We start from the raw sequence: 13,751 nt of genomic DNA, 5'->3' as shown, positions 1-13,751 counted from the left end.
GGTCCGATCCGCAGAATTTCGCTTGCCAGACCTCGCGGATGGGCAGATCAGTGAAGCGGTAAGGTGCCCAAAGGCTGAACATGCCCAAGGGCTCAAACGGGAATGGGGAAGGGCAGACCAAATTGCGGTGCCCCCACCCCAGCCGCCCCCGCGACTGTCAGCGGTGAGCGGTCTTTCAGATGCCACTGGCCCCCTGTCGGGCCGGGAAGGCGAAAGACCGCATCGACCCGCGAGCCAGGAGACCGGCCTTGCACGACGATAACCCAATCGCCGTCGGGTGTGACGGCAAGGAGAACATCATGCATATCGAACCGGGTCTTGTGGATGCCAGCAAGATCACCCTCAGCTACGCCACCGCCGCAGGGGCGGGTGCCACCGGCCTTTATCTCGCCGCTCAGGCCTTGAAAACCCAAGGCCTGCCGTCGCTGATCCTGCGCAGCGCCGTGGCAACCGTCCTGACATTCGTCTTTTTCGAAGTGCTGCCCACCTTTGCGGTCGGCGTGTCCGAGGTGCATTTCATTCTTGGCTCCACCCTCTTCCTTATCTTGGGGGCAGGGCCTTCGGCGATCGGGCTGGCGCTGGGCCTGTTGATCCAAGGGCTGTTCTTTGCCCCCGATGATCTGCCGCAATTCGCCATGAACGTCACCACCCTTCTGGTGCCGCTGTTTGCGATGATGGAACTGGCCAAGCGCGTCATCTCTCCCGGCACCGCCTATGTGGATCTGACCTATGCGCAGGTTCTGAAACTCTCGCTGGCCTATCAGGGCGGTGTTGTCGCTTGGGTCGCCTTCTGGGCGATCTACGGCCAAGGCTTTGGCGCCACTGCGGGCATCGCCACCTTTGGCCTTGCCTATATGACGGTGATCCTGCTTGAACCCCTTGTCGACCTTGCGGTTCTGGCCACGGCCAAGCACCTGCGCGGCACCCTGCCTGCAAGTCTGGTGAGCCGTCGGCTTTACGCCGCAGCCTGAACCTGTTTTACAGCGTGGCAAGGCGCGGGTCGCAAGGCCCGCGCCTTTGTCACGGGGGGACGGGCGCGCATGATCCAGCTTTCGCTTATCGGCATCGGCACTGGCAACCCCGACCATGTGACCCTTCAGGCGCAAAAGGCGATGAACGCCGCCGATCTGATCCTTGTGCCGCTCAAGGGCGAGAACAAGGCCGATCTGGCGGGGCTGCGGCTTCAGATCTGCCGCGCCTTCGTCACCAATCCGGCCACGCGGATCGAAACATTCGATCTTCCCGTCCGCGATCCCGCCACGCCCGATTATCTGGGCCGGGTGAACGATTGGCACGATGCCATCGCCACCTGCTGGGAAACCGCCATTCAAGCGCATCTGGACCAAGGCGGCGGGCCGCGCGTGGCGCTTCTGGTCTGGGGGGACCCGTCGCTTTATGACAGCACCTTGCGCATCGCGGCGCGGGTGGGCCAGCGCCTTCCGCTTGCGCTTGAGGTCATCCCCGGCATTACCGCCATCCAGATGCTTTGCGCGGCGCATGCCATCCCGCTCAACGATCTGGCCGCCCCGGTCACCATCACCACGGGGCGCGCGCTGCGCGATCATGGCTGGCCGCACGGCGCCACCACGATTGTCGTCATGCTGGATGCGGGCGGCGCGTTTCAGGCGCTCGATCCCACCGGGCTTACGATCTGGTGGGGGGCCTATGTCGGCATGGCCGAACAGATCCTGCACAGCGGCCCGCTGGCAGAGGTGCAGGACAGCATCCTTGCCACCCGCGCCGCCGCCCGCGCCGCGCATGGCTGGATCATGGACATCTACCTGATCCGCAAGGCCTAGCGCCGCCGCGCCATCATCCAGATGAAGAACACCCCGCCGATCAGCCCGGTCACCACGCCGATCGGCACATCCTCGGGCGCCATCACCACGCGCGCCAAGGCATCCGCCCAGATCAGGAACACCGCCCCCGCCAGCGCCGAGGCCGGCAGCACATGCCGCGTGTCCCCGCCCACCACCAGCCGCACCAGATGCGGCATCATCAGCCCGACAAAGCCGATCAGCCCGGAAAAGGCGACCATCACCCCGGTGATCAGTGCGGCCACCACGAAAACCGTCAGCCGGAACCGGCTCACCTCGATGCCAAGGCTCGCCGCGGTCTCATCGCCAAGGCTCATGGCATTCAGCCGCCCCGCCTGCGCCCACAGCCACAGACCGCAGGGCAGCAGCACCGCCATGGGCCAGATCAGATTGCTCCATTGCGCCAGCCCCAACCCGCCCAGCATCCAGAACACCACTGTATGCGTGGCGCGCGGATCGCCCAGAAAGATCAGGATATTGGCGCAGGCCATGATCACAAAGCTCACCGCCACCCCCGCCAGCACCAGCCGGTCGGCGCTGCTCGCCCCCGCCAGATGCGCGACCGCCAGCACCAGCACCGTGGCCAGCAAGGCCCCGCCAAAGGCCATCAGCGGCACCGTCAGCAGGCCAAGGAACATCCCGGTGTGCAGCAGCGCCGCAATCGCGCCAAAGGCCCCGCCGGACGAGATCCCCAGCAGATGCGGGTCGGCCAAGGGGTTGCGCGTCACCGATTGCAGCGCCGCCCCCACCAGACCAAGCCCCGCGCCCACCAGCCCCGCCAGAATCACGCGCGGAAAGCGGATCTCCCACACGATGTTGGCGCGCCCCGCGCTCCAGTCGGGCGTCACCACCCCCGGCAAGATCCGGTCCAGCGCGATCCCCCAGACCGTGCCGGGCGGAATCGCCACCGCCCCCACCGACACCGCCAGCACGATCGACAGCCCCAGAAGGGCCGCCGCCATCAGCGCAAGGCCCGATCCCGTCCGGATGCGGCGGGCCATCGAAGGGGCGGCGGCGTCGGTCATGGCTCAGTTCCCCCAAAAGCCGGTCACCAGCTTCTCCACCGCCTTGATGTTGCGCGGCCCGGGGGTCGCCTCGACATAATCCAGCACCACAAACCGGTCGTTGCGCACGGCATCGATCCCGGCAAAGGCAGGGCTTTCCTTCAGGAAGGCGATCTTCTGCTCGGCCGTCACATCGCCATAATTCACGATGACCACCACCTCAGGGTTGCGTTCCACCACCGGCTCCCACGCGATCTCGGTCCAGCTTTTCTCAAGATCGTCCATGATATTCACCCCGCCCGCCGCTTCGATCAAGGCGGTGGGCATGGCATAGGCCCCGGCGGTGAAGGGCGCTTCCTCGCCACTGTCATAAACGAACACCCGCAGCGGCTCTGTCCGGTCCACTCCGGCCGTCACCTCTGACAGACGCGCCGTCCAGCCCGCCACCAGTTCCTCCGCCCGCGCCTCGACGCCAAAGATCGTGCCAAGGTTCAGAATGTCGGCATACATGTCCTGCATGCTGGACCGGGCCTTGGGCCCGATATGGATGCAGCTTTCGGTCAGCTCATAAACCGCGATGTCAAAAGCGGCCAAGGTGTCGGGCGTGACCTCGCCCCCCACCTTCATGCCGTAATTCCAGCCCGCGAAAAAGAAATCCGCCTCCGCCCCCGCCAGCACCTCCTTGGTCGGATATTTCGCCGAAAGCTCCGGCAGTTCGGCCACGCCCGCGCGCATCTCAGCGTCCAGCGTTTTCCAGCCGGAGATGCCGGTATAGCCCACCATCCGGTCGCGCAGGCCCAGAACCAGCATCATCTCGGTCAGGTTCACATCATTGGAAACCGCGCGCGTGGGCGCTGCTTCAAACGTCACGGCCCGGCCACAGCTTTGCACCGTAACAGGATAGGCAAGCGCCGCGGTGGCAGACAGCATCAGGGCAGCCAAAGACAGACGGATCATCACAGGTCCTTCAGAAGGTTAAAGATGAAAGGAAAAACGTGGGGCATCGCCGCTGCGGTCAATCCGCGCGCGCACATCAAAGGCCTGCGCAAGATGGGCTTCCGTCAGCACCGCCGCAGGCGGCCCGTCGGCCAGAATCCGCCCCGCGCGCAGGATCAGCACCCGGCTTGCAAACTCCGCCGCCAGCGTCAGATCGTGCAGCGTGGCGATCACCGTCAGGCCAAGACCCTTGAGCAGCGCAAGCAGCTCCAGCTGATGGCGGATGTCCAGATGGTTGGTCGGCTCGTCCAGCACGATGACCTGCGGCTCTTGCGCCAAGGCGCGTGCCACCATCACCCGCTGCCGCTCTCCGCCGGACAGCGTGCCAAACGCCCGGTCCGCCATCCCGCCCAGATCCATCCGGCGCAGCGCGGCGGCAATGATCGCCGCATCCGCATCGCCGGGGCCAGACAGGCCCGCGCCCCATCCCTTGCGGTGCGGCAGCCGCCCCAGCGCCACGATCTGCCGCGCGGTCAGCGCGAAATCCGTCGGCTGTTCCTGCAAGACGGCGGCCAGATGCTGGGCCGCCTCCTGCGCGCCCATCCGCCAAAGGTCACGGCCCATCAACTGCACCGTGCCCCGGCGCGGCGCCTGATGGCGGTAGATCAGCCGCAACAGCGACGATTTCCCCGCGCCATTCGCCCCGCAAATCGCCATGATCTGCCCCTGTGGCACGCGAAAGCTGATGTCCGACAGAATGTCCGGCTGCCCGCGCGGGCCCCAGCTGACCCCGTCCAGCGCCAAAACCGTCATCGCGCGCGCCCCGTCTCGGCCCGCATGACCGCCGCCGGAATCCGCGCCAGCGTGGTGTCACACAGGCGCGGCGGACAATCCCGCCCGGCCAGCCAGCCATCCGCAACCGCAGCATAAAGCCGTGAAAACGCGACCAGATCATCCACCGGCCCCGCCGGATCGATCTTGCCGAAAAGCCATGTCGCCTTGCCCGGCGCCCGCCAGCCCAGCACACAGGCCCCGCCCTGATCGGGCACGCATCCCGCCAGACAGGCGGTGCCCGCCACCTCATAGGCCGCGTCCAGCCCCGCCTCGGCAAGCGCGGCGCGCAGACGTGTGATCAGGGCACCCCCTCGCGCGCGCGGATCAGGCCCTTGCTTGCAGGCCTTGCAGACCAGAATCTGATGCGCCGCAGATTGCGCCACCGCATAGGCGGGCGTGGTCACGGGTCGGGGGGCGGCCGACGGCCGCGCAAAAACTCTCATCGCATGCTCCTTCCGGGACACCCCGCCCGGGTCGGTCTTCGCTTGCGATGGCAGGTCTCCTGACTCGCGGGTCGTGGCTCGCCCCACCTTCCCGGTCCTTGCGGACCAGTGGCACGGGGGGTCGCTCGCCGCCTACAGTTGCGGGGGCAGTCACGGCTTGGGTGGCTGATGCCTACACCCGACCCGTGTTCCCTTTTCACCCGGCCGCGCGTGGCTTGGCCGGGAACCATCGCGGTCAACCTGCAAGAATGCGCGCCCCCGGTCAAGCCACGAAGCGCCCGCTCTGACCAAGACCTCGCCCCGCCCCCATCGCAATTCCTCATCTTTGTAATGTTATACTATTACAAATTGTGCGAAACACCAGCCCTAAACCCACGCCCCAGACCGCAGCATGCCCAAGCGGTCAGGGAAAACGGACAAGACAGCAACCCTTTGGAAAACCAAGGGGATCTTGTCATTTGGAAGAGGAGAAAGATGGTGCTGTGAGAGAGGATTGAACTCTCGACCTCTCCCTTACCAAGGGAGTGCTCTACCACTGAGCTACCACAGCATCTGCGCGATCCGGCGTCGTTTCGTCGGTGCGTGGCGGCTGATTAGACGCAAACGCAGCGGGGTGCAAGCCCCTTTTCCGGGGCTCTCTGGACCAATTCTGCCCGCTGCGTTATAGCGGCGCTCATGATGGAGAAAACCGGCAAAACCCAAGGCAGCAAGGCGCATCCCAGTGCCGCTGACCTGCGTGAGGCGCGTCTGAAAGCCGCGCTCAAGGCCAATATGGCCCGGCGCAAGGCACAGGCAAAGCAGCGCGGGGCCGAAAAATTTTCTGCACAAACCGATTCCGGCACCGGGTCCGCCCCCGGTTCCGACACATAAAGAAAGCAGGCAGGCATGGATTCGATTCTGGTCAAGGGAAATGGCGCGCTCAACGGCGTGATTCCGATCGCAGGGGCCAAGAACGCCTGCCTCACGCTGATGCCCGCCACCTTGCTCAGCGAAGAACCGCTGACGCTCACCAATGCGCCGCGCCTGTCGGATATCCGCACCATGACCCAGCTGCTGGAGTCGCTGGGGGCCGAGGTGGCCAGCCTGCAAGATGGTCTTGTGCTGGCCCTGTCCAGCCACAAGATCGACAATCACACCGCCGATTATGATATCGTGCGCAAGATGCGGGCCTCGATCCTTGTGCTGGGGCCGATGCTGGCGCGCGATGGTCATGCCATCGTCTCCTTGCCCGGCGGCTGCGCCATCGGCGCGCGGCCCGTCGATCTCCACCTCAAGGCGCTCGAGGCGATGGGGGCAGAGCTTGATCTGCGTGAGGGCTATGTCCATGCCAAGGCGCCCGGCGGGCGTCTGCGCGGCGCGACGTTCGAATTTCCCTTCGTCTCGGTGGGGGCCACCGAAAACGCGCTGATGGCCGCCACGCTGGCCAAAGGCACCACCGTGCTGAAAAATGCCGCGCGCGAGCCGGAAATCGTCGATCTCGCGCGCTGCCTGCGCAAGATGGGCGCCCAGATCGAGGGCGAAGGCACCAGCACGCTCACCATCCAAGGGGTCGACCGTCTCGGCGGGGCGACCCATCCGGTGGTGACCGACCGGATCGAGCTTGGCACCTATATGCTCGTCCCCGCCATCTGCGGCGGCGAGGTGGAATGTCTGGGCGGCACGCTGGAACTGGTCGGCGCTTTTGCCGAAAAGCTGGATCAGGCAGGGGTGTCCGTCACCGAAACCCCGCGCGGGCTCAAGGTCAGCCGCAAGAATGGGCGGGTCAAGGCGGTGAATGTCACCACCGAACCCTTCCCGGGCTTCCCCACCGACCTTCAGGCCCAGATGATGGCGCTTTTGTGCACCGCCGAAGGCACCTCGGTGCTGGAAGAAAAGATCTTTGAAAACCGCTTCATGCATGCGCCCGAACTCATCCGCATGGGCGCGCGCATTGATGTGCACGGCGGCACCGCCACGGTGACAGGGGTCAGCAAACTCAAAGGCGCGCCGGTGATGGCCACCGACCTGCGCGCCTCGGTCAGTCTCATCCTCGCGGGCCTCGCCGCCGAAGGCGAAACCGTGGTCAGCCGTGTCTACCATCTGGATCGCGGCTATGAACGGGTGGAAGAAAAGCTCTCCGCCTGCGGGGCCAAGATCGAACGCATCAAGGACAAAGCATGACAGACGCGCGTTTCGAAGATGGGGCCGAGGCCCCGCTGCGGCTCATCGCCCAAGATGCCGAGGATGTGCCGGTTCTGGCCTCCTTGCTGCAAGACGCGGTCTTTCCCATCACCGAAATGCGCTTCGACCCAAAGGCCCGCCGCTTCGCCTTGCTGCTCAACCGGTTCCGCTGGGAAGACCGCGCCGCCGCCGAGGCCGCCAAACGCCCCTATGAGCGCGTGCGCAGCCTGCTGGTGATCGAAGACATCCTGCGCCTGCGCAGCACCGGCATCGACCGCAGCCAGAGCGAGACCATCCTCTCGCTCCTGACGCTGACCTTCGCCCCCGGCCCGGATGGCACCGGCATTCTTACCCTCACACTGGCTGGTGATGGCGCGGTGCAGATCGAGGTGGAAACCGTCTCCCTCCGCCTCGATGACGTGACCCGCCCCTACATCGCGCCCTCTGGCAAGGCCCCCGATCACGGCTGACCCCCCGTCGCTCGCCGCGTTCATCTGTTCCCAAATATCCCGGGGGTCGGGGGGCTGGCCCCCCGTCCGCCGCTGGCCCGGGGCGCTAGCGCGGCAGATCCCGGCGCCCCACGGGCCGCAGCGCCGGGGCAGGGGGCATCAAGGCCCGGATATCGGCAAAGGGAAAGCGCGGCTCAAAGCGGAACGCCTCGGCCCGCGCTTCGGGCAAACCGTTGCATTCCCCCGCGCGAAACGCCGCCTGCCGCTTCGCCATCCGCACAAACCGCTCCGGGTCCTGGCTCCCATGCGCGCGGATCGCCGCCTCTTTCGCGGCCCAGTGCGCGCTCACCTCCACCCAATGCGTGGGCGTGAATCCGGTGCCGTTCATCGTGTCCATCCACAGCACCGGCACCGCGAACCCCGCCGCCTGCGACAGCCCCGCCGACAGCGCGCGGTGATCGGCGTGGTAATCATTGGGCGCATGGCTCACCACCAGATCGGGCTGCACCTCGGCCAGCAGATCGTGCAGCGCGGTCTCCAGCGCCGCATCCGCCCGCAAGCCGCCATCGGGAAAGCCCAGAAACCGCGGCACCCCCAAGGGCGCCAGCGCCGTCACCGTCTCGGCGGCGCGCAGCGCCCGCAGATCGGCGGCGGGCAAGGTGCCGCCCTTGGCCCCATCGGTGGCGATCGCCAGCACCAGCTCGGCCCCCATCGCGCGCCAAGCGCTCAGACTGCCAAAGGCAAAGATCTCCAGATCGTCGGGATGCGCGCCGATCGCCAGTATCTTCACGCTCACCCCTCCATCGCCAGAAATTCCAGCACCATCGCCGCCGTCCAAGTAAACCGCCCGCCGCCCAAAGGTTCGCCCGACAGCGGATCATAATATTCGGCAAAGCCGCTTTCCCGGATCAGATCAAGGCTCGAGGCCGTGATCCGCGCCGCCGCATCCTCCTCGCCTGCGCGCGCCAGCCCATCGGCGATCATGTAATTGACCACCAACCACACCGGCCCGCGCCAATAGCGCTTGGAATCAAACCGTGCGTCCGACGGCGGATGGCTCGCCACCCGGAACCGCGTGCCATGCGCCTCGATCGTCGCCGCAATCGCCGCCGCCCGCGCGGGCGGCACCGCGCAAAACGCGGCCAGCAACCCGCCGACCGAGGCCGAGTCGATCAACTCCCCCCGCACCCGATCCCGGCACAGATATTGCCCGTGCAGATCCGACCACAGCCCCTCCATCGCCGCCAGCCCACGCGCGGCAAAGCCCCGGTTTTCCGCCGCCACATCCGCCATCCCCAAGCCTTCGGCCAGATCCGCCAGATCGGCAGAGGCCCGGATCAGAATCGCGTTGAAGCCGGGGTCCACCACCTGAAACGGTGACGCGTCATGCAGCTTGGCCGTATCCCAGCCCAAGCCCCGGAAATGCTCCACCAGCCACAGATAGCGGTCGTATTGCGCCTTGGTCGGGCGATGCTCGGGGTTGGCGTGCTGGGTGTCGCGCCGCGTATAGGGCGTGATGCCTTCGGTCGGCACGCGCTCGAACGGGCCGTCCCAATCAATCGAATTGTCGCGCCCCGATTCCCACGGATGGATGATGGCGACCAAGCCTTCGCCCTTGGGGTCGCGCGTCGCGTAAAACCACCGATGCCACGCCGCCACCTTGGGGATCAGCGCCCGCACCCGTGCTTCGGCCGCCGCCTTGTCGCTCGCCCGGTCATACAAGCGGCGGAGCGCAAAGCCCGCCACCGCCGGTTGCGTGATGCCGGATGTCGGCACCGGCCGCCCCGTGGCCCAGACATCCGGCCCCGGGAAATAGCCATCATCATGCTTGTGAAACACGATATGCGGCACCATCCCGCAAGGCCATTGATTGGCAAACAGCGTGTCAATCTCGGTCCAAGCGCGGGCCTCGTCGAAATGCCGCTGGCCAAGGGCCGTCAGGCAGGAATCCCAGTTCCACTGAAAGGGATAAAGCCCCTTGGTCGGCACGGTATAGGTGCCGCGATCGTTCTCGCGCAGGATTTCAATGGCGTTTTCGGTCAGCGTGGTCATGGCAAAGCTCTTTCAGCGCAGGGCAGATTGGGTGGCAGGGTCGAACCAGCGGATGCGGTCCGGCACCGGGGCAAGGTGAAGCACGTCACCGGGCGCGGGCAGCAGATTGCTTTCCAGCACGGCGCGGAAAGGCTGGCCCGCCACGGAGGCCGTCACCAGCGTATGGGGGCCAAGCGGTTCCACCACCCGCACCTCGGCGGGAAGGCCAGCCTCGGCAGGGTGCAGATCCTCGGGGCGGATGGCGAATTCGGCGGCGGCACTCGCAGGCCCGTCAAAGACCTGACCCGCCACCTGCCATTTGCCCGCACCCGCAGGCTCGGCCTTGAGGAAGTTCATCGGCGGGTTGCCGATGAAACTGCCCACAAACCGCGCCGCAGGGTTGCGATAGACTTCCACCGGATTGGCGGCCTGCACGATGCGCCCGCCATTCATCACCGAAATCCGGTCGGCAAGGCTCATCGCCTCCACTTGGTCATGCGTCACGTAAATCGTCGTGGTGTTCGATTCCGCCAGAACACCCTTCAACTCGGCCCGCATTTCCAACCGCAACAGCGCATCAAGGTTCGACAGTGGCTCATCCATCAGGATCACATCCGGCTCCATCGCCAGCGCGCGCGCCACCGCGACCCGCTGCCGCTGGCCGCCCGACAATTCGCCGGAATAGCGCTTCAGCAACTGCTCGATATGCATCAATTCGGCGGTGCGGTTCACCCGCCGCGTCACCTCGGCCTGATCCATCTTCTTCATGCGCAGGCCAAAGGCGATGTTTTCAAACACCGTCAGATGCGGAAACACCGCATAATTCTGAAACACCATCGCAATGCCACGCTCGCGCGGGGGCAGGTGATCCACCCGCCGACCGCCGATCCAGACCTCTCCGATCGTCGGCGTCTCCAGCCCTGCGATGATGCGCAACAGCGTGGTCTTGCCACAGCCCGACGCGCCCAAAAGCACCATGAACTCCTGATCGGCAATCGTCAGATCCACCGAATGCAGGGCGGTGAAACTGCCAAAGCTCTTGGCGACCTGTTTGATTTCAATAACGGCCATGATCGACCCCCCTTAACGGTTTGCGATGCCCCACATCGCAAACAGGTATTTGCGAACAGCAAAGATGAAGAACAGGGCGGGCAGCACCAAGGCCGCCCCTCCGGCGAATTTCAACGGCAGCGGCGAGACATCCAAGGATTGCAGCAAAAACGCCGTCAGCGTGCGGTTCTCCACCGTCAGCACGGCGGCGGCGAACACCTCGTTCCAGCTGATGACAAAGGCAAAGACCGCCGATGCCGCAATGCCCGGGGCCGCCAGCGGCAGGATCACCTTGGTAAAGGCCTGCACCCGGTTACAGCCCAGCGTCCACGCCGCCTCTTCCAGCTCCAGCGGAATGCCGGAAAAGAGTGAAAAGGTGATCAGCACCGCAAAGGGCAGGGCCAGCGTGGTATGCACCAGCGCAAGGCCAAGGATGGTGTCATCCAGCCCCGTGCGAATGAACATCACCGCAAGCGGCAGCGCCAGCAGCGGCAGCGGAAAGGCCCGCGTCATCACCACCAGAAAGCGGAAGGTCTCCTTGCCGGGAAAGTCAAAGCGCGACAGCGCATAGCCCGCAGGCGCGCCCACCCCGATGGACAGGATCATGGTCAGCGCCGCCACTTTCACGGAATTCCACAGCGCATCGATCACGCCGGAAAAGCCGAAAAAGAACGACAGTGACGCCAGATCGAAAGACGGGATGAACCGCTTGGGAAAGCCCGTCACTTCCGCCGGGGCCGAGAGGGCGTTCACGAACAAAAGCCAGATCGGCAGCAGAACCCACAGGATCAACAGGGCGACGCCCGCGATAAAGACGCGGTTCCCCGCCCGGCGCACGGATGTCTCGCTCATACTCTCGCCCCCTTCGGCACATGCAGCAGACGCAGGATCAGGATGGTAAAGGCCACCGAGACGCCCAGAATGACCATGGCAAAGGCCGCTGCGACCCCACGCTCCTGCATGGCAAACTGCCAGTGATAGGTCTCACTCATCAGCACCGGGAGTTGCGTCCCGCCCAAGGCGACCACCACCGCAAACACTTCAAAGGCCAGGATCACCCGCAGGATCAGCGCGGTCTGAAGGCTCGGCTTCAGCATCGGCAGCGTGACGCGCCGGAACTTCTGCCAGCGGGTTGCCCCAAACACATCCGCCGCCTCGCCATATTCCTTGGGGATCAACCCCATCCCGGCCACCAGAATGACCATCATGATCGCGGTTGCCCGCCACACCTCGGCCAGCACGATGGCGATGAAGATGACCCACGTATTCTGATAGCCCAACAGCAGGATCGGCTGATCCACGATCCCCAGCCCCACCAGCCAGCTGTTCAGGAACCCGGACTGTTCAAACACCGACAGCCAGATCAACCCCGCCGCCAGATCCGAAATCCCCAAGGGGATCGCGAAGATATACAAAATGCTCGACCGCCCCCGCTGCAACTTGGTCACGATGCTCGCCATCGTCAGCGCCATCGCCAGCTGGATCGGCACCACCACCGCCGCCAGAAGCATGGTGTTCCAGAACGCGGTCGAGAATTTCCAGTGCCCCGCCATGCGGCTGAAATTCTCCAGCGTATACACCCCGTTGCGCATCACGGAATCATGCGCGACCTGCACAAAGGGATAGAGGAAGAACAGGCACAGAAAGGCTGTCGCGGGCAGCAACAGCAGATAGGGAAGCAGTCGCGGCATGGCCGTGCCCCTTTTGGTCAGACAGAAGAAAACCGGGGGGCACCGCCTCTGCCGCGCCCCCCGCACGGCCTCAGTTCACCGGGCAAGGCCCTTCGGACGCCGCATCCGGCGCCCAGCAAGGCGCATTCGCCTCCACCATCAGCGCGCGCAGCACCTCGGCCTGAGAGTCCAGCACCTCGCGGATGTCCTGACCCGCCAGCACGATCCGCTCGAAGGTGTCGGTGTAGACCTGATTGAACTGGCCGCCCTTGTCCCCCAAGCCCATCGGCAACAGCGCGGGCAGCGCATCGGGCGCCCCCGTCATCGCCGCAATCGCCGGACCCGCCGCCTGCACCGAAGCCGGCATGTCGGCGGGCAACTCCGTTGCGATCACCGGGAAGAAGTTGGTCGCCCGCAGCGTGGCGATCTGGGTTTCCGGTTGCAGCATATACTGCACCAAGGCCATCGACTGCTCCATATCCGGCGTCGTGCGCGGCACCGCGATGCCTGCCACCACCGGCATGAAGGCCCGCCCCTCGGGGCCCGCTGGCGCCGGGAAGGCCACGAAATCCTCGGGCCGCTGGTTGAAGGCATCGGCAACCCGCGCCACATGGTCAAAGGCGATCCAGACCTCTTCGGTCACCAGCTGTTCCTGCATGAAGGAATAATTCGTCGCCGCCGGGTTGGTATATTGCCACAGCTCGCGGAACTTCTCCCAGGCCACCACCGCCGCATCCGACCGGAACTCGGTCACCGTCGATTTGGTATAGGCGGGCAGCAGGAACCCTTGGAAGAAGCGGTGCTTCAACCCTTGCGGCCCCGCCGGAAAGCCAAACTTCGGCCCGCCCGTGGCCTCGGCGGTCGCCCGCGCCCAGTCGATCAGCTGGTCATAGGTCAGCGCGTTGATATCCGCGCCTTCGGGCAGGAACTCCAGCGCCTTGCGATTGGCCACCATCAGATAGGTCGCCTGCATCCACGGAATATACTTCTGCTCGCCCGTGCCCAAAGACCCCAGCTCCATCATCGCCGGGCCCACCGCCGCCGCATCGATCCCCGACAGATCGACCAGATCGCCACCCAGCGACGACAGATCGCCATGCAGGCCGCCCAGCACGGCAATCCGCCCCGATCCCGCCTGCAATTCCGCCTGCATCCGCGTCAGCCACGGGCCTTCATCCGAAGGCTGATAATCCACGCCGCCGGGGAAGCCCGCCAGCACCTCATCGCGCATCTTCTGGCTTTCCTCGATCGGCTTGGCCTGCGTCGACCAGAACAGCTGCTCGGCCAGCGCCGGACCCGCCATCATCGATACCGTCACGGCAGCCGCCGTCATCCGCCATTTTGTCAGCGATTTCAT

The 13,751-nt window shown here is 65.4% G+C and carries 15 protein-coding genes, 1 tRNA gene and 2 riboswitches; of the genes, 5 read left to right on the top strand and 11 right to left on the bottom strand.

The window, feature by feature from the left end; genetic code table 11:
- Positions 1-44: 44 nt before the first annotated feature.
- A riboswitch (cobalamin riboswitch) is annotated at positions 45-266 on the top strand.
- Positions 267-299: 33 nt separating this feature from the next.
- Together CUR21_RS01225 and cobF are read left to right on the top strand one after the other, a co-directional pair.
- Positions 300-971, top strand: a complete 672-nt coding sequence (locus CUR21_RS01225) for an energy-coupling factor ABC transporter permease (protein ID WP_100195181.1) — start codon at positions 300-302, stop codon at positions 969-971.
- Between the two features lie 69 nt (positions 972-1,040).
- Positions 1,041-1,799, top strand: coding sequence for a precorrin-6A synthase (deacetylating) (gene cobF, locus CUR21_RS01220; RefSeq protein ID WP_100195180.1), 759 nt, complete (start codon positions 1,041-1,043; stop codon positions 1,797-1,799).
- Here the strand turns inward: cobF and CUR21_RS01215 are convergent.
- From CUR21_RS01215 to CUR21_RS01195, 5 genes are all read right to left on the bottom strand, one after another.
- On the bottom strand, positions 1,796-2,779 hold the full coding sequence (locus tag CUR21_RS01215) for a FecCD family ABC transporter permease (protein ID WP_369802491.1): 984 nt from the start codon (positions 2,777-2,779) through the stop codon (positions 1,796-1,798). The genes cobF and CUR21_RS01215 overlap by 4 nt on opposite strands.
- Positions 2,780-2,845: 66 nt before the next feature.
- Positions 2,846-3,778 carry an ABC transporter substrate-binding protein gene (locus tag CUR21_RS01210; protein WP_100195178.1) on the bottom strand — a complete coding sequence of 311 codons (933 nt, stop codon included), beginning with the start codon at positions 3,776-3,778 and terminating at the stop codon, positions 2,846-2,848.
- A gap of 18 nt (positions 3,779-3,796) precedes the next feature.
- Positions 3,797-4,570 (bottom strand): ABC transporter ATP-binding protein, encoded by a 774-nt coding sequence (locus tag CUR21_RS01205; protein ID WP_100195177.1) that lies wholly within the window; start codon positions 4,568-4,570, stop codon positions 3,797-3,799.
- A complete protein-coding gene (locus CUR21_RS01200; RefSeq protein ID WP_100195176.1) occupies positions 4,567-5,034 on the bottom strand; it encodes a DUF1636 domain-containing protein in 468 nt (155 codons plus the stop codon). The genes CUR21_RS01205 and CUR21_RS01200 overlap by 4 nt, the downstream gene beginning before the upstream one ends.
- A 31-nt stretch (positions 5,035-5,065) precedes the next feature.
- A riboswitch (cobalamin riboswitch) is annotated at positions 5,066-5,280 on the bottom strand.
- 229 nt (positions 5,281-5,509) lie between these two features.
- Positions 5,510-5,584: transfer RNA gene (locus CUR21_RS01195), tRNA-Thr, on the bottom strand.
- A gap of 128 nt (positions 5,585-5,712) precedes the next feature.
- Here CUR21_RS01195 and CUR21_RS01190 point away from each other — a divergent pair.
- The 3 genes from CUR21_RS01190 to CUR21_RS01180 are packed head-to-tail and all read left to right on the top strand — an operon-like array spanning position 5,713 to position 7,664.
- A complete protein-coding gene (locus CUR21_RS01190) occupies positions 5,713-5,904 on the top strand; it encodes a hypothetical protein (protein ID WP_100195274.1) in 192 nt (63 codons plus the stop codon).
- Between the two features lie 15 nt (positions 5,905-5,919).
- Positions 5,920-7,194, top strand: a complete 1,275-nt coding sequence (gene murA, locus CUR21_RS01185) for a UDP-N-acetylglucosamine 1-carboxyvinyltransferase (RefSeq protein ID WP_100195175.1) — start codon at positions 5,920-5,922, stop codon at positions 7,192-7,194.
- Positions 7,191-7,664: a DUF2948 family protein gene (locus CUR21_RS01180; RefSeq protein WP_100195174.1), complete on the top strand. Its 474-nt coding sequence runs from the start codon at positions 7,191-7,193 to the stop codon at positions 7,662-7,664. Before murA ends, CUR21_RS01180 begins: the two co-directional genes overlap by 4 nt.
- Positions 7,665-7,749: 85 nt before the next feature.
- Here CUR21_RS01180 and CUR21_RS01175 read toward each other — a convergent pair whose 3' ends face one another.
- The 6 genes from CUR21_RS01175 to CUR21_RS01150 all read right to left on the bottom strand — a co-directional run bounded on the left by CUR21_RS01175 (position 7,750) and on the right by CUR21_RS01150 (position 13,751).
- Positions 7,750-8,433, bottom strand: coding sequence for a PIG-L deacetylase family protein (locus CUR21_RS01175; RefSeq protein WP_100195173.1), 684 nt, complete (start codon positions 8,431-8,433; stop codon positions 7,750-7,752).
- 2 nt (positions 8,434-8,435) lie between these two features.
- Complete coding sequence (locus CUR21_RS01170; RefSeq protein ID WP_100195172.1) at positions 8,436-9,695, bottom strand: hypothetical protein; 1,260 nt, start codon at positions 9,693-9,695, stop codon at positions 8,436-8,438.
- Positions 9,696-9,707: 12 nt separating this feature from the next.
- The gene (locus CUR21_RS01165; protein ID WP_100195171.1) at positions 9,708-10,745 is read right to left on the bottom strand and encodes an ABC transporter ATP-binding protein; all 1,038 of its coding nucleotides are present in this window, start codon (positions 10,743-10,745) and stop codon (positions 9,708-9,710) included.
- 12 nt (positions 10,746-10,757) lie between these two features.
- Positions 10,758-11,576 (bottom strand): carbohydrate ABC transporter permease, encoded by an 819-nt coding sequence (locus tag CUR21_RS01160; protein WP_100195170.1) that lies wholly within the window; start codon positions 11,574-11,576, stop codon positions 10,758-10,760.
- Positions 11,573-12,415 carry a carbohydrate ABC transporter permease gene (locus CUR21_RS01155; RefSeq protein WP_100195169.1) on the bottom strand — a complete coding sequence of 281 codons (843 nt, stop codon included), beginning with the start codon at positions 12,413-12,415 and terminating at the stop codon, positions 11,573-11,575. Before CUR21_RS01155 ends, CUR21_RS01160 begins: the two co-directional genes overlap by 4 nt.
- A gap of 70 nt (positions 12,416-12,485) precedes the next feature.
- Positions 12,486-13,751, bottom strand: coding sequence for an ABC transporter substrate-binding protein (locus CUR21_RS01150; protein ID WP_100195168.1), 1,266 nt, complete (start codon positions 13,749-13,751; stop codon positions 12,486-12,488).

Origin of the sequence: Pseudorhodobacter sp. MZDSW-24AT (genome assembly GCF_002794355.1) — a bacterium.
GTDB lineage: Bacteria > Pseudomonadota > Alphaproteobacteria > Rhodobacterales > Rhodobacteraceae > Pseudotabrizicola.
Note: the sequence above shows the minus strand (reverse complement) of the source record. Positions and strands in the feature narration are given on the sequence as shown.